Genomic DNA, 24847 nt, shown 5'->3' with positions numbered 1-24847 from the left:
AGCGACTTGGAAGTCTTCTTCCAAGTCGCTTTTTTTAAGAAAAACGAACAATAAATCGCGAGCTTACGCGCTTTTTTAGCCAATTTGGTTTACTTTACGGTGTCGATAGGTTAAACTTAACAAGTATGCAATTGACTAGAATTGTAGAAATTATAATGTTTCGGAGGGAATACAATGGCTGCAAAGTGGGAAAAGAAAGAAGGCAACCAAGGCGAATTAACATTCGAAATTGGTGCTGATAAAATTAGTGAAGGTATCGACAAGGCCTTCCAACGGACTAAAAAGAACTTAAATGTTCCTGGTTTCCGTAAGGGTAAGGTTCCACGTCAAATCTTCAATCAAATGTATGGTGAAGAAGCACTTTATCAAGATGCTTTAAACATCGTGCTCCCAGAGGCATATGAAGAAGCAATCAAGGAAACTGAAATCGAACCAGTTGATCAACCTCAAATCGATGTTGATAGCATGGAAAAAGGTAAGCCTTGGGTATTAAAGGCCGTTGTAACGGTTAAACCAGAAGTTAAGCTTGGTCAATACAAGGAACTTAGTGTAACGCGTCAAAATACTCGCGTTTATGCTAAGGATGTTGATGCCGAATTAGAATCACGGCGTGAAAAACAAGCTGAATTAGTTCTGAAGGAAGACCAACCAGCCGCTAAGGGCGATACGGTGGTTATTGATTTCAAAGGATTCGTTGATGGCGAACCATTTGAAGGTGGCGAATCAGAAAACTACTCACTTGAATTAGGTTCTAACTCATTCATCCCTGGTTTTGAAGACCAATTAGTTGGTGTCAAGGCTGGCGACGAAACTGAAGTTAAGGTAACGTTCCCTAAGGATTACCAAGCTGAAGACTTACAAAACAAAGAAGCCACTTTCAAAGTGACAGTTCATGAAGTCAAGACTAAGGAACTCCCTGAATTAGATGACGAATTTGCCAAGGATGTTGACGAAGATGTTGACACACTTGAAGAATTAAAAGCTAAGATCAAGGACGAACTTAAGGAACAAAAGGAATCCGCTGCGCATGATGCAATTGAAGACGAAGCTTTAAACCAAGCGGTTGACAATGCTGAAATTCAAGCAATTCCTGATGCCATGAAAGAAGACGATATTCATCGTCAAATGGATCAATACTTGGCTAATATGCAACAACAAGGTATCGATCCAAAGACTTACTACAAGTTGACTGGTACTACTGAAGACGACTTGCACAAGCAATTTGCTGCTGATGCTGAACGCCGGGTTAAGACTAACTTGGTCTTAGAAGCGGTTGTTGAAGCTGAAAACATCAAGCCATCTCAGGATGAAATTGCGGCCGAAGTTAAGGATTTAGCTAGTCAATACAACATGGAAGAAAGTGCTGTTCGTGGTGCTTTAACGGATGACATGTTGTCACATGACATTGCGATTCGCCAAGCCGTTGACTTGATTGCGGATTCTGCTAAGCAAAATGCCAAAGCAGAAGACAAAAAAGACGACAGCGACAAGAACTAATTAATTCAATTAGATACAAGTCGAGGGTCTTGGAAGAATAATTCTTCCGAGACCCTTTTACATAGCGTCAGCTAATCGTAAGATTAATTTAATAGCTATTTGGCTGACGCCTGTGATTTACTGCGAGAATCATTCGGTTTTCAAAGTGGTTAGCCGGATGATTGAACAGATAATTTCGGGTTTAGGTTCGTCCATGTTATAGTAGTGGACGTAGAAGACAGTGCCTAAGCTGGTTTTAGCTCAGTTTTTCTGTTATGATTAATCCATGTAAATACATCGATGAGGTGAGAATGAATGTTTGAAAATACCGAGACAAACGGCCCTGTGAACTGCTCATTTTGTGGTAAATCACAAGATCAAGTTAAAAAGATCGTGGCTGGACCCGGCGTTTATATCTGTAATGAATGTATCGATTTATGTAAAGAAATTATCGATGAAGAGTTTAGCGAAGAACAAACCCATGAATTAACAGATATCCCAACGCCAAAGGAAATTGTAGACGAGTTAGACCAATACGTGATCGGCCAAAATGAAGCTAAGCGGACCCTATCAGTTGCGGTTTATAACCACTACAAGAGGGTTAAGGCCATGGCTGATAATGATGAAGAGACCGAAGATGGTCCTGAATTACAAAAGAGTAATATTAGCTTAGTGGGACCAACTGGTTCTGGTAAGACTTTCTTAGCTCAGAGTTTAGCGCGAATTTTGGATGTGCCATTTGCTATTGCGGATGCCACGACGTTAACCGAAGCCGGCTATGTTGGTGAAGACGTTGAAAATATTTTGCTGAAATTACTGCAAAATGCGGATTACGACGTTGAACGTGCCGAAAAAGGGATTATTTATATTGATGAAATCGATAAGATCGCCAAGAAGAGTGAAAATGTCTCAATTACACGGGATGTTTCCGGTGAAGGGGTTCAACAAGCCCTCTTGAAGATTTTGGAAGGTACGATTGCCAATGTGCCACCGCAGGGCGGGCGTAAGCATCCCCAACAAGAGTTTATTCAAATTGACACGACCAACATTTTATTCATCGTTGGTGGGGCCTTTGATGGAATCGAAGACATCGTCAAACGTCGCCTAGGCGATAAAACGATTGGTTTCGGTACGGACACCGATGGTAAGAATGCCGTTCTAGACGATTCCAAGAGTCTCATGCAACAAGTTGTGCCAGAAGACCTCTTACAATTCGGTTTAATTCCTGAATTTATTGGGCGTCTTCCAATCTTGACTGCGCTAGAACGTTTAACGGAAGATGATTTGGTCCGGATCTTAACGGAACCAAAGAATGCGCTTGTCAAGCAATATCAACGCCTAATTGCTCTAGACGGTGCAGAATTAGACTTTAACGATGACGCTTTACGTGCCATCGCGCAAGAAGCCTTAGCACGTAATACTGGTGCTCGGGGTCTACGCTCGATTATTGAAGACACGATGCGGGACATTATGTATGATATTCCAAGTCGTGAAGATGTTAAAAAGGTGATTATTACTCGCGAGACGGTTGCTGATCACGCTGAACCAGAACTGGTTTTAGCTGATCAAAAAGCTTCCTAACGTTTCGTTCAGAAGATCAATAGACAGCACTCAGGACCGCGATGAGTTTTCATTCGCGGTCCTGAGTGCTGTTTAAATCGAATTTGAGCGCGGATGACAACCCGCTGCAAAAATTATGGTAAAATGAATGCAATACGATTGCAGAAGGAGTTAATTCGATGGAAGTGCATAACGTTGAACTTGTCATGAGCGCGGTAGCGCCGAGCCAGTACCCGACTACTGGGTTTCCAGAAATTGGGTTAGCGGGGCGCTCTAACGTCGGAAAATCATCCCTGATTAATGTGTTGATTAACCGCAATAGCTATGCGCGGACGTCTAGTCAACCTGGGAAGACCCAAACACTGAACTTTTATAAAGTTGAAGATCAATTATACTTCGTCGATGTTCCGGGATACGGTTATGCTAAGGTATCTAAGAAGGAACGTGAGAAGTGGGGACAAATGATTGAGACGTATCTAACAAGCCGAGAGACACTGCGAGGTGTCGTTATTCTAGTCGATGCACGTCATGCGCCAACTAAAGACGATGTCGCAATGTACGAGTGGATGCGTTACTATGAGATGCCATTACTGGTCGTGGCAACTAAAAGTGATAAAATTCCGCGTGGTAAGTGGAACAAACAGGAAAGTTTAATTAAAAAGACGCTTAACTTCCAAGCTGAAGACGATTTTATCGCCTTTTCAGCTAAGACCAAAGAAGGCAAGGATGCTGTTTGGCAATGGATCGAAGCGCACACTGTGGGAGGCAACTAACTTGGAATTTAATGAGTATCAGTCGTTAGCAAATCGGACATTATATGGTAATGAGCAGGTGCTGACGAACTTATCGCTGGGATTAGCTTCAGAGACTGGTCAAGTCGTTGACTTAGTCAAAAAGTATACGTTTCATGGTGAACGTTTGAATAAAGATCAGCTGACGAAACAGATGGGCGATGTGTTATGGTACTTATCACAAGTTGCTGAATGGGCGGATATTCCGTTCGAAGAAGTTGCGCAACAAAATATTGTTAAACTCAACGATAAGTACCCGAATGGTAAACCAGTTAAATAGTCGGTGAAGAGTGGTCTAACCTGAAGAGTTGGGCTGTCAGCAGGTAAGGCTGGCAGCCCAACTCTTTTTTATTGCGACGAACGACCACATATCATTTGCAAAAATTGTGTCATTATTGAGTTCGGCTGTTTATTTTCACTTTTCTAGGTAAATTAATTGCATTTGCAGCTGAAATAGCGTAAATTAAAGACTGTAAAAGAGTTGTGCACAACTTAAATGTTTTTGAAACGGAAAGGATGCTTAACTATGAAGATTAATATCAAAGACGATGCTCAAGCCTACCTTGCAGATAAGATTCCGGCAGGGAGTCAAGTAATTTTAACAACTGACGATGGTTCTAACAAATATTCGAGTTTAGGCGGTAGCTGTGCCATTGGTAATAAGTTTCAGTTAGTTATTCTTAAAGCCGCTGATCCCGACTATACCACGCCATTAGAAAATAATGCTGGTTATGTGATGCACGTTGCACCGGCTGATGAAGCCTACTTGGGGAACGGCCTCAACATTTCTCGCTGGCATAATGCTTTAGCGCTCAAGGATGATAGTGGGATGCTCGACGGTGCTTTGGCTGTTGTTGATTGGCGCGATGTTTCACCAGAAACGGAAGCAGAGCGGCGCGAAAAGATGCAAACAATCGGGACTAAAATTTGCTAAATAGTTATTCAAATAAAAACGCGATGGCTAACTGCCATCGCGTTTTTTTTGACTGCTATTTATGGGCGTCCTTTTTATCAGCTGCCTTATTTTCTTTGCGTTTAGCATGTTCGTCAATAGTATCCTGAACCGCTTTAGTGGTGAGTTTATCCTTATCGTCAGGACCAATGGCAAACTTGTCGAATAGCTTATCAAGGTTATCTTGACGCTGTACTTTTAAACTCATAAAATCATTCCTTTCGATTAACGCCTATCATAGCAAATTTCCGACAATTTGTCAGTTATTCGTCGTTTATGCATAATCAATGGGCTAAAACGTGTATAAACGACTTATTTATGCATAAAATAAAGAAATTTTCAAAAATACTTGCATAAATAATCATATGCGGTTATACTTTATTCTTGTAAATTACAAAACGAGGAGAATACCTATGAAAAAAAGATTTGGGTGGTTTTTAGCCATTATTGTGGCCCTGATCATGACCGTCGTCCCACTCGGACAGACGCAACATGCGCAAGCGGCCGATAATTCATTAGAACAAATTCAGAAAAAGGGCGTCTTAGTAATGGGGACGTCGCCTGATTATCCACCGTATGAGTTTCAAGCAACGGTCAACGGTAAGAGTAAGATCGTTGGGATGGATGTTCAGATTGGGAAACAAGTTGCTAAGGATCTGGGCGTGAAGCTGAAGATCAAATCCATGTCATTTGACTCATTGCTAGTGGCACTCCAAACTGGCAAGGTTGATATGATTATCTCTGGGATGAACCCAACCCCTTCACGGCGGAAAAATGTTGATTTTACCCACGTTTATTATCAAGGTGGCTACGATATTGTCATCAATAAGACTGATAAGGGCAAGTACAAGAATAAGAATTCATTCAAGAATGGCACGTTGGGTGCCCAAACTGGAACGACTCAATATAATGCCGTCAAAAACCAAACGACTGCCAAGGCTAAAGGGATGACTTCACAATCTGATCTGATTTTGGCACTTCAGAGTCACAAAGTTGATGGGGTTGCTATGGAAAAGCCTTCTGCAGAAGCCTATGTTGCAAACAATAAGAGTTTGGTTGCTATTCCTAGTGACTTCAACATGAGCTCTAGTGCAACGAGTTCGGCGATCGCATTTCGGAAAGGTTCAACTAGTCTTGTTAACAAAGTCAATAAGACCGTTGATCGGATTAAGAAACAGAACCTCGTTAAAAAGCAATATTTACCGGCAGCCGGCAAGTATTTGAAGACCAATACCGTTAATACGTCAATGGGACATTACTGGAAGGCTTTTGCAACCGGGATCGAATATACGTTAATCATTACGGTTTGCTCCGTTTTCTTCGGTTTTATCATCGGTATTTTATTGGCATTAGCACGGATGGCTAAAGGAAATCCACTTAAGACTGCCATTCGGTGGTTAGCAACTGCGTATGTTGAATTTATTCGTGGGACGCCAATGATGGTCCAAGTGATGTTTGTGTACTTCGGACTTGGGTTATTCGTCAATTTACCAGCACTGACTTCTGGGATTATTGCGATTTCCTTGAACTCTGGTGCGTACGTTGCTGAATATATTCGTGGCGGGATTAATTCCGTCGATGTTGGGCAGACGGAAGCTGCTCGGAGTTTAGGAATGTCCAACGGTGAAACGATGCGTTACGTGGTCTTGCCACAAGCATTGAAGAACATTTGGCCATCACTTGGGAACGAATTTATTACGTTGATCAAGGATAGTTCCATCGTTTCGATTATTGGGGTCACTGAATTAATTTATCAAAGTAACATTGTTCGTTCAGATACGTACCGGGGGGTTGCACCGATCGTTGTTATTATGGTGCTATACTTCATCTTAACCTTTACCGCTTCACGGATCTTGAACTACTTCGAAAGGAGAATGCAACATGACTAAACCAGTAATTGAAGTTAAAGACCTTGCGAAGAGCTTCGGTGAAAATGACGTTTTAAAGGATATTACAGAAAAAGTTGAACCCGGTCAGGTGATCGTGGTGATTGGTCCTTCTGGTGGTGGGAAGAGTACCTTCTTACGTTGTTTAAACTTACTCGAGACGCCCACAAGTGGTCAAGTCGCTTTCGAAGGTCAAGATCTCACAACTTTGGATACGAAGAGTGTTAACGCGCTACGTGAAAAAATGGGAATGGTTTTCCAAGGGTTTAATCTATTTCCCAACATGACTGTATTGGAAAACATTAAATTGGCGCCGATGAAGGTCAAGCATGTCGATGATGCCGCGGCGACTAAGCAAGCGCACGAATTATTGCAACGCGTTGGGTTGGACGATCATGCGGATGCCTTTCCAAGTAGTCTTTCAGGTGGTCAGGCTCAACGGGTGGCGATTGCTCGTGCGTTGGCGATGAACCCTGAAGTGATGCTGTTTGACGAACCAACGTCTGCCTTGGACCCGGAAATGGTTGGGGAAGTGTTAAACGTGATGCAAGAACTTGCTAAGGATGGGATGACCATGGTTGTGGTCACTCACGAAATGGGTTTTGCTAAGTCAGTAGCGGATCGAATCTGGTTCATGGCTGATGGCTATATTCAGGAGAATAATACGCCTGAGGAATTCTTTGCGAACCCGCAAACAGAGCGGGCCCAAGATTTTCTTTCTAAAATTTTGATGTAAACAACACATAACCGGTAATCAGCTCAGTTGCTGATTACCGGTTTTTTGCTACACTGTGATCAGTAGCGACAGTGATGAATAGTCGGTCATAATAAAAATCATATTTCCGGGCTGTTTGGTTGAGCCCCATGCTAGCAGGCGGTATACTAATAATGCTAATCTAAATGAAGGGAAGGTGTGTTATGGCATCCGCGCATATTGAACATAAGTTATCCTTGTTACCGGACTTACCAGGATGTTATCTGATGAAGAACTTAAACAGTCAGATCATTTATGTGGGTAAGGCCAAGAACTTGAAAAATCGGGTGCGTTCATATTTCAAAAGCAGCCATACTGGTAAGACCGCGCGGTTAGTATCAGAGATTGCGGACTTTGAGTTTATTGTGACCTCAACGGATAAGGAAGCCTTCCTGCTAGAAATTACGTTAATTCAAAAACATCAACCGTACTTTAATATTAAATTAAAAAAGGGAACCGGTTATCCGTACATTAAGATTACCAATGAACGAGACCCCCAGATCCTGATCGTCAGTGATGTTCGTAAAGATGGTGGCTACTACTTTGGGCCATATCCCAATGTTTACGCGGCTCAGGAAACGGTCAATTTTATTCAGAAGGTCTATCCGTTGCGGCGTTGCCATGGTTTCCAGAAGCGGCCGTGTCTCTATTATCATATGGGCCAATGCTTGGGAGCTTGCTTTAAAACGGTGCCGGTGGCAGAATATGACGCTCAGATCAAGCGGATTAAATCCTTTTTGAATGGTCACGTTGAAACGGTCAAGAAGCAGTTAACTAAACGAATGGATCAAGCGGCCGCTGACCTAGAATTTGAACGAGCCGCTGAATTACGTGATCAACTGAATTATATTGAAATGACGGTTGAAAAGCAGAAAATTATTTCAAACGATAATACGCCCCGCGACCTGTTTAATTTCTATCTTGATAAAGGCTGGCTTTCGATTCAGGTCTTCTTTATTCGGCAAGCGCGGTTGATGAAGCGCGAGAAACGCTTGTTCCCAGTAGTGTCAACTGCACCTGAAGAAATGACGAGCTTTATCTTGCAATTTTATAATCGCAAAAATAACGTTCTACCACGCGAAGTTTTAGTCCCCAACGGTCTTGATAAGCAGGTCCTGAGTGACATTCTCGGAATTCCGGTAAGGACCCCTCAACGCGGCCAGAAAAAGGATTTGCTGGACATGGCACAAAAAAATGCTCGAATCGTCTTAGAAGAGAAGTTCCGGTTGTTGGAATTGGATGAGCGCAAGACGACGGGGGCGATGCAAGAAATCACGGATGCTTTAGGCATTCCTGCTGGTCATAAAATTGAGGCTTTTGACCACTCTCATATTCAGGGGGCCGACTTGGTTTCTGCCATGGTCGTCTTCACGGACGGGCAACCGAATAAAAAATTGTATCGGAAATATAAGTTGCGGACGGTCGATCATGCTGATGAAGCTGCATCGACCCGTGAAGTGATTCGGCGGCGCTATACACGGCTACTGAAGGAGCATGCAGCATTGCCCGACCTGATTTTGATGGATGGTGGCGAGATCCAGCTGGAAGCCGCTAAGGACGTCTTAGAGAACGAATTAGGGATTGCAACGCCAGTCGCGGCAATGGTCAAAAATGACCATCATAAGACGGCGGACCTACTCGCTTCTGCTGGTGATCAGCATTTGCATCTAGATCCGAAGAGTCAAGGATTTTATTTATTACAACGGATTCAAGATGAAGTGCACCGCTTTGCGATTACGTTTCACCGACAAGTCCATACCAAACATTCATTGAGTTCGCGCTTGGACGAGATCCCCGGGGTTGGGCCGAAGACGCGTAATAAGTTGTTGCGTAAATTTGGATCGATGAGTAAAATTGCTGGTGCCTCACTGGAAGAGATTCAGTCCCTGGGAATTGCTAAAAACGTTGCACAAACTGTCAAATTTTCATTAGCCGGTGGTGGTGTAACACCGAAGCATTATCAAAAGGGCGCCACATAGTTGTCATCTGGCTAACTAATGTAATTAATGTTAAGAAGACCATCTAGTTTTCACGAACTAGGTGGTCTTTTTTGATGCTTGAAAACATCATTGATTTGTAAAAATGTCGATTTTGTGATTAGTTGAAAAGCACATTGGTTGCTGGAGTAACCGATGATTTAATCGAAATAATTGTGGGTAAATACGAGCTAAAATAAAGTCAAATAATTATACAATTTATATTATTTTGATTAGTAACTATCAATAAATATAACATTATTGTCTATAATGTCAATTTAAATTTAGAGATTGTCGAATATTCGCTTGTATTTATATGAGTTTCATGAAAATTCGTGAAAACTATTGCGTCGTTTGCAACTGGTTTTCTACAATAATGTCAATCGTTTAATAAAAGTCAGTCAAGAAATATTGGAGCGTGTGGAATGGAGCAAGTAATAACCTTTGATTTTATTGTTAAACTCATTCGTCAGTATTGGAAGGTATTATTGAGTTTAATGATTTTGGGCGGGACGATTGCAACAGTGGTGACTTTGTGGGTCATTCAGCCCGAGTATCAAGCCAATGTTCAAATATTAGTGAACCGCAAACACAGTAGTGCGGGCGCGGATTTGACGGGCCAGCAAGCCGATGTGCAGATGATTACGACTTATAAGGAATTAATTACAAAACCAGTCGTGTTGAAGCCGGCACGGCAGACTTTAATGGCAGAAACTGACATTCGACGCTCACTTGAGTCGCTTAAGCAAACGGTCAGCGTGACCAGTACGGCCAATTCGCAGGTGTTTTCAATCGTTGTTCGTGATAAAAATGCGAAAGCTAGTGCAATGATTGCGAACCAAATTGCTGCAACGTTTAAAGATCAGGTCCAGCATATTATTAGGGTCAATAATGTAACGATCGTTGCACCCGCAGAGACGCCGGATCAGCCGGTAGCGCCTAAAAAAATCATCAATATCCTAATTGGTTTCGTGGGGGGGCTGATTTTGGGATTGGTGTATGCAAGTGTCCGAATCTTGTCCAATCGGCGAGTGCAGACACTCGAATACCTAGCAGATGAATTAATGCTGACAAGTCTAGGAATCATTAATCATCAACAGCCGGTCACAGCGACTCACGACCAACCGGCAATTAAACCACAGCCGGTGACGTCAGTTGTTAAAGCGGCAGTCAAACGAGTTTAACATAGGGGGGAACGGTTATGAAATTGAGGCGAAGAGTAGCGAATATGCATACCGGCATACAGTTAACAACTTTGACGGCACCGATGTCAGTCGTAACTGAGCAAGTCAAAACGATCCGAACAAATCTTAACTATGCGATGGTCGGTAAACCGTTGAAAACACTAATGATCACGTCAGCGATTCAGGGCGAGGGAAAATCAACGGTCGGCAGCAACTTAGCCGTGGAATACGCCAAGAAAGGCCTGCAAGTCTTACTTGTCGATGCTGATTTGCGGCGGCCGACGATTCATCAGACGTTTGCGATCAGTAATCAACGGGGAGTGAGTTCATGGTTAAGCGGGCAACTGACGGACGTGAACGAGGCCATTTATCCCGTACTTGATCATTTGTTTGTCATGCCGAGTGGGCCTAAACCACCCAATCCAGCTGAGTTATTAGCCAGCGATAGAATGACCGAGTTTTTAACGGTCGCAACACGTAAGTTAGATTTAGTGATTGTTGATGCGCCGCCGATACTGCCCGTGACCGACGCTCGGATCTTAGCTGGTCAAGTGGATGGCACTGTCCTAGTCGTTCGCCAAAACTTTGTCGAAAAAGTTGCGGTGCGCCAGGCAGTGAGTGCCTTGAAGAATGCTCGCGCACAATTACTCGGGACTATTTTAAATGACGTGGACATTAAAACTCACGGTTATGGGTACGGCTATTATGGGACTGAGACCAACTGAGTATATTGACCTGCACTGTCACTTATTACCGGGATTGGATGACGGCCCCCAGCAGCTTGCTCAGGCAGTCGAAATGGCGCGACAAGCGGTGGCTGATGGCATTCATTACGTCTTGGCAACGCCACATCATCTAGATCGGCGTTATCAGAATACTGGCCTGGTAGTTGAGCGGGCCGTTGCCGAGCTCCAGGCCGAACTTAAGCGGCAACAAATTCCACTGACCGTTTTTGCCGGTCAGGAGGTCCATTTGCGAGATGATTTGGCGACAGCTCTGCCGCACTTGCTAGGAATTGATGTTGGTCGGCGCTATTTGTTACTAGAATTGCCACACGAGCAGGTACCTAATTACGTGGCGCAAGTAATTTTTGAGCTCTTACAGCAAGGGACGACTCCGGTGATTGCCCATCCAGAGCGAAATGCTCAGATTATGTCACAACCAGAGCGGCTCTATGATTTAGTGCAGCAGGGCTGTTTGGCACAGCTAACAGCGGGGAGTCTCGTTGGGCAATTTGGGCGAGCGGTTAAAAGTACAGCGCTGGAATTAGTTGAATGCGGGCTGGTCCAAGTGATTGCTTCAGATGCGCATTTGATGGCACGACGAGGATTTATGATGCGGGCAGGTTATCAGGCATTAGCACGGTTAGATAGTACCAATCCTGCATCTTTTGCAGTGAATGCAAGACTGCTACTGAACGGGGATCCAGTAGTGTTAGGGGAAGTCTTGCGACCAAATCAACGACGAAAATTTTGGCTTTTTTGAGAGGGGTAAATAGTTATGAAGGCATTGGTAACGGGAGGTGCGGGGTTCATTGGCTCGCACTTGGTTGATCATTTAGTTGAATCTGGCTTTGAGGTGGTGGTGGTAGACGATCTGTCAATGGGGGCCATCAGCAATATCAAGCATTGGGAACAGATTACGATATACGTCGCGGATGTCTGTGACGATAAATTCATGCAACAATTGTTAGCAGACGAACGGCCAGACTATATTTATTTTCTGGCAGCGATTGCGAGTGTGGCGGATTCGATTGAGCGGCCGGCAGAAACGCATGCTGTCAATCATACCGCGGTATTTAACTTGCTCGAACATATTCGCCAAATTCGCTTGCCTATTAAGCAATTTCTATTCACTTCTTCGGCGGCGGTTTATGGCAATCTACCTGAATTACCAAAACGCGAGGATTCGCGCGTCGCACCCGTGTCACCGTATGCTATTGATAAGTATGCGACTGAACGTTTTGTATTGGCATACGGTGAGTTGTACGATTTGCCGACCGTTTGTGTGCGGTTCTTCAACGTTTATGGACCGCGTCAGAATCCAAGCTCACCGTATTCGGGGGTTTTGTCGATTTTGACGGATTGTTTGAAAACACAGCGACCATTTACATTATTCGGTGATGGAACGCAGACCCGTGATTTTGTATATGTAAGTGATGTTATCAAGGCATTATGGTTGATTACAGAACATCAAGTGCAACATGAAGTGATCAATATTGCCAATGGCTTAGAAACTAGTTTAAATGGCATTATTCAGATGTATCAAGAGATTGCTGGTCAACAACTTGAAATCAAACGGGCCGAGCAGCGGGGTGGTGAAGTTGATCATTCAGTTGCAAGTATTGGCAAGTTGGCACGCTTAAATTATGAATCAGAGTGGCCGTTGAGAAGAGGATTAACTAAGTACTGGGAAGGGGAATGTGAGCATGCACGAAGTTGAGATTAATGAATCAATCGTGGCTGACGAACAACACTGTGAATTTATTAGCAAAATTGGTGTTCCGGTCACCGGCTGGAAGATGGATCTAAAGCGGTGTTTCGATCTAGCAGTCGGCTTATTGGGCACACTGCTCAGCGTTCCCATCGTAATTGTGTTTGCCATACTTATCAAGTTGACTTCTGACGGTCCCGTTTTCTACAAGCAGGCGCGAGTCGGTTGGATGGGGACGACTTTTGACGTGATTAAGCTGCGATCAATGTATCAGGACGCTGAGGCGCAGACGGGTGCGATCTGGGCACAAAAAAATGATCCTCGGGTGACGCCGGTTGGACGCTGGATGCGCAAAACTCGGATCGATGAGTTACCACAATTTTGGAATGTTTTGAAGGGCGATATGAGTTTGGTCGGACCTCGCCCGGAACGGCCAGAACTAACCGAACAATTCAGTGAACGCTATCCTGATTTTCCGAAACGGCTACGAATCATTCCTGGCATTACCGGCTATGCGCAGATCAATGGTGGCTATGATATTACACCGGGTGCCAAGTGTCAGTACGATAACTATTACATTGAGCACTTTTCGATTTGGTTTGATATCAAGATGCTGATGGGAACGGTTAGGGTGATTATTTCCGGGGATGGTGCGCGGTAGTGAAGATTGTTTACATCATTACTCAAGCGACTTGGGGTGGGGCCCAGGCGCATCTATATAGTTTGATCAAAGCGCAAGTGATGCGTGGCAATGCCGTTGCCTTAGTATACGGCGTTGAAGGACGCCTGAGTGCAAGCGTCGCGAAAGAATTTCAAGACGTGCAAGTTGTCAGAGTTGCCAGCCTGGTACATCCGATTGCACCGCTGAGTGATTTGAAAGCAATCTACACGTTAAGGAAATTAGTAAAAAATTGGCAGCCAGATATTATTCATTTGCATTCTTCGAAGGCTGGTATGATTGGGAGGCTCGCCACGATTAGATTGCCAATGAAAGTCATTTTTACGGTCCATGGCTGGGGCTTTACTCCTGGTGTCGGGAAGAAACGGCAGCTATTGATGAAAACTATTGAAAAAGCATTAAGTCGCCTGACAACGGCTTACATCTGTGTCTCGCAGTTTGATTATGATTTGGGTGTCCAAAGTGGTGTGATTACTAGTGCTCATCCTGCTCGTGTTATCCATAATGGCGTGACAGCATTAACGGGCGCAAACAAGGCGACCAGTTCCGAGGTCTTTGTACTATCAATGGCGGCACGCTTTGATACACCAAAACGGCAGGATATCCTGATTCAAGCATTGACATACTTGCCGGAAAATCTACCAATCGTGTGTCATTTTCTGGGTGACGGCCCTTCGATTGAAGCCTGTAAAACGCTAACGCACCAGTTGAATCTGGATGGTAAAGTGAACTTTTATGGGGTGGTGGATAATGTACAAAAATATTATTCTCAATCGGACGTTGGGGTGCTGATTTCTGATTATGAAGCACTCCCAATCAGTTTAGTGGAAGCCTTAGCCCAAGGTCTGCCGATTATTGCGTCGAATGTTGGGGGCATTCAGGAATTGATTGATCATAATGGCTTTTTGGTCACCAATGATGCGCGCCAGATTGCTGAAAAAATTCTGACACTCTATCAATCGAAAAAGATCGCCGAGGTCAAGACTAATTCCTATCAAATGTATCAACGTCACTATACTGAGCATGAGATGCTTGAACAAACGCAGGCGTACTATTTGCGTTGCTTGGCCTAGGAGGGACGATTGTCGATGACAAAAATTGTTCATGTCTTGTTTTCCGCCAAATTAGGTGGTGCTGAGCAGGTGGTCATTAATATCAGTAGGGGTTTGAGTGGATCCTATGATTTCACCTACTGCTCACAATCAGGATCGATACAAGAAAGCTTGCAAGCTGTCGGAATCGCGTATCAAAGTTTTTCGCCGAAACAGCTTCTTAAATTTCGGCGAGCTATTCTGGCACTCCAGCCAGATATTATTCACGCACACGATTTCAAAGCGAGTTTTTTGGTCAACCTACTTTTTCACCATGTGCCAATTATCACCCATATCCATCAAGCCCCGATATGGCAGACTAGTGTGAACTGGAAAAGTTTGGCGTTTCAATATATTGGCAACAAGAGCTCACGAGTCTTATATGTTTCAGATTGGGCCAAAGAATCGTATCGCTTCCACAAACATTTAACCAATACGGCGATTATTCCCAATGGAATCGACAGTTCACGGATATGCCAACTGGCTACTGCCAGCACAACCATTGCATTTGACCTGTTATTCGTGGGACGGTTGGAAGATGTTAAAGATCCCGCAAGATTTGTGAGAATTGCGCATAAATTATTAGACGCTATCCCTGAACTAAAGATTGGGATTGTCGGCGATGGTAGCTTGAGCGCACACATCGCTAAACAGATTGCAGCCACCCCACAAATACGGTGGTTAGGGTTTAAAAGTAACCCTTACAAATACATGCGGCATGCAAAAGTTGTGCTGTCGACGTCCAAATCAGACGCGTTTGGGTTGACCATGGTCGAGGCGGCTTTGTTGGGTGCGATTCCGTTTGCCCCCCGTATTGGTGGCCTCTCTCAAACGGCTGCGAGGGTAAACGGCATCGTTTATACGAGTGATGATGAATTATTAGCAGTACTGACACGTCTCTTCTCGGATGACCCATTTTATCAGGCAACCAAGGCTAAAATAGCAGCGGTCGATTTTAGTGATTATGAACAAAAGCGATTTATCCAACGAATCCAGCAAGTTTATGAAGGAGTAATGGAACGATGACTGCAGTAAATCGTCAAATTGGCGGGCCATTCTTAAAACTAGGACTATTGATTGCCGGATTTTACCTGATTTACCAACCCAACTTTTGGAGCAGTAGTTATGTGCCCCTGATTGTTACACTGGGGATTACTGGTGGTTGCGTCTTGCTATTGTCGCCAAAGGACTTATCGATTGCTATTAATCGGCTGCACATTTTTGTGATTGGTGTGATGCTATCAGTGATTTACTTTGCGTTCAGGGCAAAGTTGGCAGGAAATGCCCCCCGGGTGTTTCAAAATATTGTGATTATTTTGAACGTCGTTGCCTTGGTGTTATGGCTAGAAGTTCTTCGTAAGTATTTTAACGTGACAAGCGAAACGGTCTTGACCTGGATGCTATGGATGGTGGTCGTTCAATGCTTATTTGCTTTGGTCATGCTGGCAAGTTCGGGTATTCGCGCTGCAATTTTAGCAAAAACAGCCACTGGTATTATTCAGAATCAGTTTATTTATGGTGAACGTTTGTATGGAATCAGCAGTGATTACACATTTTTTACTCCAATCTATCATAGTTTGATGGGGCTAGTTGCGATATATCTGGGAATGAACCATGGCAAAAAGTATTATTGGTTCCTACCATTTTGTGTCTTTATTATCGTATTAAACGGCCGAACCGGCTTGATCACGCTGGCTTTTGGTTTTGCTTTGATGCTGGTCAAACGGATGCTGTCCAGTGTTCGAGGGCTGTTTCAAGTTGTGTTGATTATCATATTGAGTGTGACCTTTATCATATTGGGTTTAGCGTTTTTGCAATCCATCCAACCTGATACGTATACCTGGATCGTCAGTGGCTTCGAAGATACGTTTGCACTCGTCTTTGAAGGTAGTAAGCAGGGCAATTACGAACAACTGACGGGCTCGTTCTTGATGTTTCCGAGTCAGCTTTTAGATTGGGTGTTTGGTTATGGCGTTCGCGTATATGGTGGCAATGCCAACAATATTTGGTTCGGAACGTCCGACATTGGCTTTATTAATGACTTATTTATGGGGGGCATCATTTACATGGCGCTACTGTACGGTACGATTATAGCCTCGTTGACGGCTTGCCACAAAAAGTCTGGAAAGGTTGTTCGTGATAGTAAAATCTTTCTAGCCTTTGGCGTAGTTCTACTAATCGCAAATTATAAAGGTGAGGTTGCGCGCAGCGGCATGGTACTGACGGCAATAATATTCTTGGGGTATTTACTTTCAACTGAATTGAAGATTGAGGAGAAAAAATGGCAATCAGCGTAATTATGAGTGTATATAATGAACGACCTGAGCAAGTCCAGCAAGCGGTTGACTCGATTTTGAAGCAAACCTATTTGCCGAGGGAGTTTGTGATCGTACTGGATAATCCAGAACGGAGTGATTTAAAAGACTTGTTAATGGATTACGATTTCCGTGTGGAAATGATCAAACTAGTGTGCAATCCAGAAAACCTCGGCCTGGCTGCTAGTCTCAATAAGGCGATTGAGCTAGCAAGTAGTGAGTTGATTGCGCGGATGGATGCGGATGATATTTCTGTCACTAATCGGCTCGAAGTGGAATTAGAGGCGTTAAAAACGCGCGATTTGGATTTAATTTCCGGAAATATTACTTATCTTGATGAACAGGATGAGGTTGTCGGGGAAAAATCGGCCATTCCCGAGGCTGAACCACTAATTCAAAAAATCCTGCCCTATGGTTCGACAATTATTCATCCCACCGTTTTAATGCGGAAAACGGCCGTCCAACAAGTCGGTGGTTACCGTTTATTACCAACGGCTGAGGACTATGATCTTTGGCTGCGGCTGCTTGCTAATGGATTCAAAATCGGGTCAATTAACCGCCGAGTGTTGAACTATCGGTTACGCGGTAATAGTATGACCAGCGACGCGTGGAAAACGTATCTGGTATCGCGCTATATTCAACAATTGTATGCGGAACGTAAACGGACGGGAGCAGACAGTTTCGGCCGCGGGATGTCGGCGTTAACAGACAAAATAAATGACGTCCGTGCCCAAAGTACGTTTAATCGTGGGCAAAAATATTTTACGATGGCGATGGCCAGTATGCGCAAACGAAAACTTGGTCAGGCCCTGGCTGCGTTAGTCCGCGCAATGGTGACATCCCCAGATAATTGTTACTATGTGATCAACTATTTACGTTTAAGAACGATTTGGTCGGTAAATGGGCGCCGGTATCGACAACAACCAAGTGATTGAACGTGTGCGGTGCTTATGAGATTTGTTATTAGTAAGCAGGGGATGTGATGCTCAGTTCAGACCTATGAGAAAGGAATTTATGTTAGTCAGTATTAGAAATAAATATCGGCATTTGCCAAAGCAAGTTAAGGCCTCACTTTGGTTCTTAGTCTGTGCTTTTTTTGAAAAGAGCATTTCAATAATCGCAACGCCCATTTTTACCAGAATAATGTCTACTTCCGAGTATGGTCAATTTAATGTGCTGTACTCCTGGCTGACTATCGTCACGATCATCGTCTCACTAAATCTGTGCTACGGCGTTTATACTCAAGGTCTCATCAAATTCAGCCATGATCGACGTCGATATTCGGCTGCATTACAAGGATTAACGGTTGTGTTGGTATTAGCATGGACACTAGTTTACCTTGGCTTTCGTGATTTTTGGAATAGTGTCTTTTCTTTAACGACGACGCAGATGTTGGCGATGCTTCTAATGGTATGGACCTCGTCAGTTTTTAATTTTTGGGCTGGTGAGCGCCGAGTTGCCTTGCAATACAAATCATTGGTGATGGTGACCTTGCTGGTTGCAATCGCCAAACCGTTAGTAGGCGTATTGCTCGTTGTGTATGCGAATGATAAAGTGACGGCTCGATTTTTAGGGCTAGCATTAGTGGAACTGGTAGGCTATACGGGCTTGTTTTTTGTGCAAATGTATCGTGGCAAAACGTTTTTCTCGCGCCATTTTTGGCGTCACGCATTAATGTTCAACATCCCGTTGGCCCCACATTATCTTTCACAAATCGTTCTGAGTAGTGCTGACCGGATTATGATTGCGAACATGGTAAATACGAAAAGTGCGGGCATTTATAGTTTGGCGTACTCACTTTCACAAATCATGATCTTATTTAACGTTGCATTGTCGCAAACGCTGAGTCCGTGGATATATCAAAAAATCAAGGATCGACGGGTGGCCGATATTGCGGGTGTTGCTTACGGTGCCTTAGTTTTAATTGCGGTTGTCAACCTGCTATTGATTGCATTTGCGCCCGAAATCGTTTCGATATTCGCACCACGAGCATATGCTAAGGCGACCTGGATCGTTCCACCAATCGCAATGAGCGTCTTTTTCATTTTTGCTTTTGATTTATTTGCAAAGTTTGAGTTCTATTATGAACGGACATCTTTAATCATGATTGCCAGTGTTATTGGCGCAGTATTGAATGTGGCGCTAAATTATTGGTTGATTCCAATTTTAGGATACGAGGTGGCGGGATATACAACATTAATTTGCTATGTGATGTATGCGGTTGTTCATTATTGGTTTATGAATCGAATCTGTCGCGAAAAACTTGGCACGCTTCCATATGATCGCAAGATACTGGGGCTGATTACGCTCACTTTTTTGGCGGTTGGCTTTCTATTTTTAGGAGGCTATCACAGTGTTGTACTCCGTTATCTATTGATTTTGATAACGGCCGTCGTCGGATTTAGCAAGCGTGATTATTTAATGACCATTGTTAACCAAATGCTACGTGTGCGAAAACCAATCTAGCCGAATCGAAGTAGGGTGGTGCCGGTGTGACTGACCAGCTATAAGTAGTGACTAATCAAAAAGACGACAGCCTGAAAATTCGCTGTCGTCTTTAGTTTATAAAGTGGTTATTGTACGGACCCAGACCACGTCACGTTGCCGTGTAGTTTCTTGGTGGCTAACACGAAGCCGCGCAAACTTGTATTGTGGGGCATTTGTTGCCAAGCTTGAATAGCGGCGCTATTTTTGACTGGGGTGCCCCGAAAGAGCGCGATATTGGCGGCCGCCATGCCGCGGGCTAGCTGATTAACTTTAGCGCTTGATAGTTGCGTTTCGTCACGGTCCTCATATAACTGACTCAGTGCTGCGTTATAGCCAGCCGCATATAACACGTCATGATCGTACTTTTGATAGGCGCGCATTGCTTTATTACCACGGTGGTGCTTGATGTAAGCACTCACGTTTAACGGGGTCGCGTGGTACGTGGCCGTCCCGTTACTCTGGTTGATCTTAAGCGTACCGTAATAGTGAGATCCCAGTATCAGGGCGCCACTGGCAATATCAGTCAGTGACTGGTTCTTGACTTTGGTAGACTTGATATTTTGAGCATGAATATGGCCGCTGAGCGATAACTTGATACCCGCAGTGGTAAAGGCCTTACGGACATCTTCGGCATAACCGATTGTATAGTCCTGATGAATCACCGTGTGGTCCATTGTATTGTGATGTAGGACGGGAATGAGAGTCGCATGGGCTTGTTTTGCTTGCTTACCGACTTTAGTAAGCCATTGTAAGGTCCCATCGGTCAGGCCACCACCGACCGTTGAATTACCTTGTTGATAATTACTTTTATAAATGGCGGAGTTTAGCATCAAAAACCAAGTGTGTTTACTAGGTTTTACCAAATATCCCAATGAGCTTGGGTCAGTTTCACTGGCTTGGCCGTAGCCGTCCTGATGATAGATCTTCTTGAACTGGGTCGGGCTAGTCGCCTCGGTGCTATATTGATGCTTTCCTTTGAAGCGACGGGCGATAGGGTTGTTCAAGTCGTGATTACCGGGGACGACGTAGACGCGGATGTGCTTAGCAGTCAGTCGGCGAAGCTGCTTGGCAACGTACTCGTGACTGGCTTTTTCACCGTTGTTAGTAATATCGCCACTGATGAGCACAACGTCAGGCTTGGTGATTAACGCCTTAGCAATAAAAGCGCGAAAAATCGTCGCGCTGTATTTTAAATCTGCACCGGCATCGTTAGCCGCGTACTGCGTGAAAGCCTTACCATTATCATGCAGGCTGGGCGCAATGACATGGTCATCACTGATCACCATCGCTGTTAAGGTCTTGTGACTGACAGGGGGCAGGGTCATTTTAGTTTGTTTTTGGCAACCGGAAAGCAGCATCATGCCGAATAATACACAGCTGATGCCAAAGATAGATTTTCGTAGTTTCATCAAACTCGTCTCGATTCTCGTTAACATAATCAGTATATTACTTTCATTATACCCGTTTTATTGCGGGGTTAGACGGCTGATTCGTTAATTTTGAAAACAAAAAAAGACGATCAATTTGATCGTCTTTTTAGATATCACATTATTTAGAAGCTTTAGCTGGTTTCCAGAGACCAAGGATAACCCCAGCGATAACGGCACCGATAATTGTGGCACCGATGTAGCCCCAGATATTCGTGGCGAGTAATGAGACCCAGAGGCCACCATGAGGAGCAGGGACGGCAACGCCCCAAAGTTGAGTTAAGCCACCGGCGATGGCAGCACCAATCACACTTGAACCGATAACGTGCAATGGGTCAGCTGTGGCGAATGGAATGGCACCTTCAGTAATGAAGGAAATACCAAGTAACCAGTTAGAGATACCAGCTTTACGTTCGTCATCCGTAAATTTCTTTGGCCAGAAGGCAGTGGCAATCGCAGTTGCCAATGGTGGAACCATCCCACCAGCCATAACAGCGGCCATTAAGTTCCCATGTCCAGTTGCGGTAAAGGCACCAGTTGCGAAGACGTAAGCGGCCTTGTTGAAAGGACCACCCATATCGATCGACATCATACCACCGAGGACAAGACCGAGGAGAACGGCATTACCAGTACCCATTGAGTTTAGGAAGTGGGTAATCCAGGCGTTGATAACTGAGAAGATTGGGTTAACAACGAAGAACATTAGCGCAGCAATAATCAATAAGCCCAGAATTGGGAAGATCAGCATTGGCTTCATCCCGTCTAAGGATTGTGGCATGTTCTTGGTCCACTTCTTCATCCAAACAGTAATATAACCGGCTAAGAAACCAGCGGCTAAACCACCTAAGAAACCAGCGGGACTCTTAGCATTGGCGGTAATGGAGGCCGTGTAAACACCACCGTAAGCGCCAGTGTATACCGTGGCCATGAACCCACCAACGAACCCGGGCATCAAGGCAGGACGATCACCAATTGATTCGGCGATGTAACCGGCTAAAACAGGTACCATGAAGGCGAAAGCCATGTTACCAGCTTGGTTGAAGAAGGTAAAGGCTAAGCTCTTACTACCAACGAATTGCTCAATAATGAAGGAGAGGGCCATTAAGATCCCACCACCAACAACGAATGGCAACATGTGGGAAATCCCGTTCATGAGGTCTTTGTAAACTTCACCCCAAACGCTACCATTAGCGCTGCCACCTTCATCGTCATCCGCAGCACCACCATCAGCATCGTGATAGACAGGAGCTTTACCACTCAAGGCTTCTTGAACTAATTGATCGGCCTTGTTGATCCCGTCAGTAACGGGACGGTTAACCAGGTGCTTACCATCAAAACGGGCCATCTTGACCTTTTTGTCAGCGGCGATTACAACACCGTCGGCACGAGCGATTTCATCGGCAGTCAATAAGTGCTTAACACCTTCAGAACCATTCGTTTCGATTTTGATGTCAACACCGGCCGCTTCACCAGCTTTGATCAAGGCTGCTTCGGCCATGTAAGTATGGGCGATTCCGTTTGGACAGGCGGTAACCCCAACTAAATAGGGACGTTTTTCGTCAGTGGTGGTGCTGGCAGCTGCGGCTTCTTTTTCGGCCTTGGCAGCAGCATCTTTGGCTTCTTTTTCTTCCTTAGCAGCCTGGGCGTCACCGAAGAGTTGTTGAACTTCTTCAGGTGACTGTGCATTCTTAAGTTTAGCGACCAATTCAGGATCAATCAATAAGCTTGAGAGGGCGGCGAGGGCGGCTAAATGGGTGTTGTTGGCACCTTCAGGAGCAGCAATCATGAAGAAAAGATGAACGGGTTGACCATCTAACGCGTTGAAGTCAACGCCGGCCTTACTCTTAGCAAACATCACGGTTGCCCGGTTAACAGCCTTATCTTTGGCATGGGGCATAGCAATCCCGTCGCCAATCCCGGTAGTTGATTCGGCTTCCCGTTTGATGATGTCTTGCTTGTAGAGGGCCTCATCATTGATGATACCTTGTTCGGCATATTTATGAACTAACTCATCAATCGCTTCGTCCTTGGTCGTGGCGTGCATGTCCATGATCATGACATCTTTTAGTAATAAATCGCGGATATCCATGTTTAGTTAACAGTCCTTTCTTTAGTGAGCGAGTTTTTCAATGTTAATGAGTGGCAAAATTTCATCGATCTTGGCGCGGGTCGCAATGTCTTCTGAGAAGGCGGTTGCGGAGCCACAAGCTAAGCCGTAGCGGAAGCTTTCAACAGCATCGTGTGTTTTGGCGAACGTGCCGACAAAGCCACCAATCATTGAATCACCGGCACCAACTGAGTTGATTACCTGGCCCTTTGGTGCGGGACTAAAGTAGACCGCATCCTTGGTGATCAGGAGGCCACCATCGCCGGCCATTGAAATCAGCACGTGTTGTGCACCTTCAGCTAGCATCCGTTGGCCCGCTGCAATGATATCAGTCTGGCTATTAAACGTCGTGTGGTAGTAATCAGCAAGTTCGTGGTTATTAGGCTTCACAACGAGGGGGTGGCTGGGTAAAGTTTTCTTCAAAGCTTCACCGGTCGTGTCGATGACAAAATTAGCACCAGCAGCTTCGACCTTCTGAATAATATCGTAGTAGAAGCTATCTGGTAAACTAGGCGCTAAACTACCAGACATGACGACCACGTCATCCGGCGTTAAGTTGGCTAATTCGGTGTAGAAGGCTTCGATTTCTTTGGCGGTGATGTCCGGGCCAGCACCGTTTAATTCGGTCTCTTCTTCAGCGTGAATCTTCACGTTGATCCGGGTGTCATCGGCAATCGGTGTGAAGTGACAATCTAGGCCCTTGGCTTTTAAAGCATCACTGATAAACGTGCCGGTAAACCCACCGATAAAGCCGAGGGCCTTGTTGGGTTGGTCTAGGTCGTTCAAAATCTGCGATACATTGATGCCTTTACCGCCAGGGAGTTTCGCCGTGTGTGCTAACCGGTTAACACTACCGAGGGTCATTTGGGGTAGTTGCACCACGTAGTCAATTGATGGATTGACAGTAATGGTATAAATCATGATTGAACCTCCTGAATCGTAGTTAATGGTTGATACTGTTCGGCAACGCTTGGCGTGAGTTGGTCAGTGATGATGGTTGCACTGGATAAATCACCGACGCGCGCAAACGAAACGTGGTCGAACTTAGTGTTGTCAGCTAAGATAAAGCTTTCTTCACTTTGTAGAATTGCGGTTTTTTTGACGACCGCTTCATCGGGGTCGGGCGTTGTGAGCCCGAATTTTGGGTGGACACCGTTGATACCAAGGAAAACTTTGTTGAATCGGTATTCCTCTAACGATTTAACGGCTTCGGGACCAATCACGGCTTTGGTGGTGCCTTTCAAATTGCCACCAAGCAGGTAGGTTTGGATGCCCATGTCTGCCAAAGCGGAAGCATGGACAACACCATTAGTCACGACACGTAAGTTGTAGCTCGGATTTAAATGGTGAATCATGGCTAGGGTTGAAGTCCCAGCATCCAAATAAATGACGTCATCAACTTGAATGTTCGCAACGGCTTGCTGCGCGATATGGTCCTTGGCGTTAACGTTACGGGAAACCTTATCATTCATCGCGGGTTCCTCTTGGAGTGAGTTCATATACTTCGCACCACCGTGCACGCGGAGTAACTCGCCCTGTTCTTCTAGCTGTTGGAGGTCACGGCGCGCCGTGGACTCGGAACAACGAGTTTCAGAACAGATGTCCTTGATTTTAATAATGCCCTTGAAACGGATCGTATTTAAAATGTACTGTTGACGTTCTTCTGTAAGCACTTTCAAATCCCTCCGCATAATAATATACCTGTTTAAACGTCAAAATGCAACAAAAA

Annotated in this window: 23 protein-coding genes; 18 read left to right on the top strand and 5 right to left on the bottom strand. The window is 44.7% G+C overall.

Going from position 1 to position 24847, the window contains the following annotated elements; all coding sequences use genetic code 11:
* The first annotated feature begins 174 nt into the window (after positions 1-174).
* The 5 genes from tig (at position 175) to E5260_RS09050 (ending at position 4761) form a co-directional block, all read left to right on the top strand.
* Positions 175-1497 (top strand): trigger factor, encoded by a 1323-nt coding sequence (tig, locus tag E5260_RS09070; RefSeq protein WP_003640797.1) that lies wholly within the window; start codon positions 175-177, stop codon positions 1495-1497.
* Between the two features lie 294 nt (positions 1498-1791).
* On the top strand, positions 1792-3057 hold the full coding sequence (gene clpX / locus E5260_RS09065) for an ATP-dependent Clp protease ATP-binding subunit ClpX (protein ID WP_003640796.1): 1266 nt from the start codon (positions 1792-1794) through the stop codon (positions 3055-3057).
* A 158-nt stretch (positions 3058-3215) separates the two neighbouring features.
* Positions 3216-3809: a ribosome biogenesis GTP-binding protein YihA/YsxC gene (gene yihA, locus E5260_RS09060; protein ID WP_003640795.1), complete on the top strand. Its 594-nt coding sequence runs from the start codon at positions 3216-3218 to the stop codon at positions 3807-3809.
* Between the two features lies 1 nt (position 3810).
* Positions 3811-4107 carry a nucleoside triphosphate pyrophosphohydrolase family protein gene (locus E5260_RS09055; protein WP_003640794.1) on the top strand — a complete coding sequence of 99 codons (297 nt, stop codon included), beginning with the start codon at positions 3811-3813 and terminating at the stop codon, positions 4105-4107.
* Positions 4108-4353: 246 nt separating this feature from the next.
* Positions 4354-4761, top strand: coding sequence for an iron-sulfur cluster biosynthesis family protein (locus E5260_RS09050; RefSeq protein ID WP_003644577.1), 408 nt, complete (start codon positions 4354-4356; stop codon positions 4759-4761).
* A 55-nt stretch (positions 4762-4816) separates the two neighbouring features.
* On the opposite strand, the gene E5260_RS09045 is transcribed toward E5260_RS09050, so the two are convergent.
* The gene (locus E5260_RS09045) at positions 4817-4987 is read right to left on the bottom strand and encodes an SPJ_0845 family protein (RefSeq protein ID WP_003640792.1); all 171 of its coding nucleotides are present in this window, start codon (positions 4985-4987) and stop codon (positions 4817-4819) included.
* Positions 4988-5192: 205 nt separating this feature from the next.
* Between E5260_RS09045 and E5260_RS09040 the strand changes: the two genes are divergently transcribed.
* From E5260_RS09040 to E5260_RS08980, 13 genes are all read left to right on the top strand, one after another.
* On the top strand, positions 5193-6668 hold the full coding sequence (locus E5260_RS09040) for an ABC transporter substrate-binding protein/permease (RefSeq protein ID WP_003640791.1): 1476 nt from the start codon (positions 5193-5195) through the stop codon (positions 6666-6668).
* On the top strand, positions 6661-7401 hold the full coding sequence (locus E5260_RS09035) for an amino acid ABC transporter ATP-binding protein (protein WP_003640790.1): 741 nt from the start codon (positions 6661-6663) through the stop codon (positions 7399-7401). The genes E5260_RS09040 and E5260_RS09035 overlap by 8 nt, the downstream gene beginning before the upstream one ends.
* Positions 7402-7583: 182 nt before the next feature.
* Entirely contained in the window at positions 7584-9398 is a 1815-nt protein-coding gene (gene uvrC, locus E5260_RS09030; protein ID WP_003640789.1) for an excinuclease ABC subunit UvrC, read from the top strand.
* 422 nt (positions 9399-9820) lie between these two features.
* Entirely contained in the window at positions 9821-10579 is a 759-nt protein-coding gene (locus E5260_RS09025) for a YveK family protein (RefSeq protein WP_003640788.1), read from the top strand.
* A 17-nt stretch (positions 10580-10596) separates the two neighbouring features.
* Entirely contained in the window at positions 10597-11304 is a 708-nt protein-coding gene (locus E5260_RS09020; RefSeq protein ID WP_003640787.1) for a CpsD/CapB family tyrosine-protein kinase, read from the top strand.
* A complete protein-coding gene (locus E5260_RS09015) occupies positions 11285-12064 on the top strand; it encodes a tyrosine-protein phosphatase (protein WP_003640786.1) in 780 nt (259 codons plus the stop codon). Before E5260_RS09020 ends, E5260_RS09015 begins: the two co-directional genes overlap by 20 nt.
* A gap of 15 nt (positions 12065-12079) precedes the next feature.
* Positions 12080-13021 (top strand): NAD-dependent epimerase/dehydratase family protein, encoded by a 942-nt coding sequence (locus E5260_RS09010; protein WP_003640785.1) that lies wholly within the window; start codon positions 12080-12082, stop codon positions 13019-13021.
* Positions 13008-13673, top strand: a complete 666-nt coding sequence (locus E5260_RS09005) for a sugar transferase (RefSeq protein WP_003640784.1) — start codon at positions 13008-13010, stop codon at positions 13671-13673. Before E5260_RS09010 ends, E5260_RS09005 begins: the two co-directional genes overlap by 14 nt.
* Positions 13673-14764, top strand: a complete 1092-nt coding sequence (locus E5260_RS09000) for a glycosyltransferase family 4 protein (protein WP_003640783.1) — start codon at positions 13673-13675, stop codon at positions 14762-14764. Before E5260_RS09005 ends, E5260_RS09000 begins: the two co-directional genes overlap by 1 nt.
* A gap of 15 nt (positions 14765-14779) precedes the next feature.
* On the top strand, positions 14780-15808 hold the full coding sequence (locus E5260_RS08995; RefSeq protein ID WP_003640782.1) for a glycosyltransferase: 1029 nt from the start codon (positions 14780-14782) through the stop codon (positions 15806-15808).
* The gene (locus E5260_RS08990; protein ID WP_003640781.1) at positions 15805-17079 is read left to right on the top strand and encodes a hypothetical protein; all 1275 of its coding nucleotides are present in this window, start codon (positions 15805-15807) and stop codon (positions 17077-17079) included. Before E5260_RS08995 ends, E5260_RS08990 begins: the two co-directional genes overlap by 4 nt.
* Positions 17064-18032 carry a glycosyltransferase gene (locus E5260_RS08985; RefSeq protein ID WP_003640780.1) on the top strand — a complete coding sequence of 323 codons (969 nt, stop codon included), beginning with the start codon at positions 17064-17066 and terminating at the stop codon, positions 18030-18032. The genes E5260_RS08990 and E5260_RS08985 overlap by 16 nt, the downstream gene beginning before the upstream one ends.
* Before the next feature lie 79 nt (positions 18033-18111).
* On the top strand, positions 18112-19563 hold the full coding sequence (locus E5260_RS08980; RefSeq protein WP_013355662.1) for a lipopolysaccharide biosynthesis protein: 1452 nt from the start codon (positions 18112-18114) through the stop codon (positions 19561-19563).
* A gap of 107 nt (positions 19564-19670) precedes the next feature.
* Here E5260_RS08980 and E5260_RS08975 read toward each other — a convergent pair whose 3' ends face one another.
* The 4 genes from E5260_RS08975 to E5260_RS08960 all read right to left on the bottom strand — a co-directional run bounded on the left by E5260_RS08975 (position 19671) and on the right by E5260_RS08960 (position 24791).
* Positions 19671-20993, bottom strand: coding sequence for a metallophosphoesterase family protein (locus E5260_RS08975; RefSeq protein WP_033615798.1), 1323 nt, complete (start codon positions 20991-20993; stop codon positions 19671-19673).
* A 139-nt stretch (positions 20994-21132) separates the two neighbouring features.
* On the bottom strand, positions 21133-23100 hold the full coding sequence (locus E5260_RS08970) for a PTS fructose transporter subunit IIABC (protein ID WP_003640777.1): 1968 nt from the start codon (positions 23098-23100) through the stop codon (positions 21133-21135).
* 21 nt (positions 23101-23121) lie between these two features.
* Entirely contained in the window at positions 23122-24039 is a 918-nt protein-coding gene (gene pfkB, locus E5260_RS08965; protein ID WP_003640776.1) for a 1-phosphofructokinase, read from the bottom strand.
* The gene (locus E5260_RS08960; protein ID WP_003644567.1) at positions 24036-24791 is read right to left on the bottom strand and encodes a DeoR/GlpR family DNA-binding transcription regulator; all 756 of its coding nucleotides are present in this window, start codon (positions 24789-24791) and stop codon (positions 24036-24038) included. Before E5260_RS08960 ends, pfkB begins: the two co-directional genes overlap by 4 nt.
* Positions 24792-24847 lie beyond the last annotated feature (56 nt).

Origin of the sequence: Lactiplantibacillus plantarum (assembly GCF_014131735.1) — a bacterium.
GTDB lineage: Bacteria > Bacillota > Bacilli > Lactobacillales > Lactobacillaceae > Lactiplantibacillus > Lactiplantibacillus plantarum.
The sequence above is the reverse complement of the archived record's forward strand: the minus strand, read 5'-3'. Positions and strand labels throughout refer to the sequence as shown.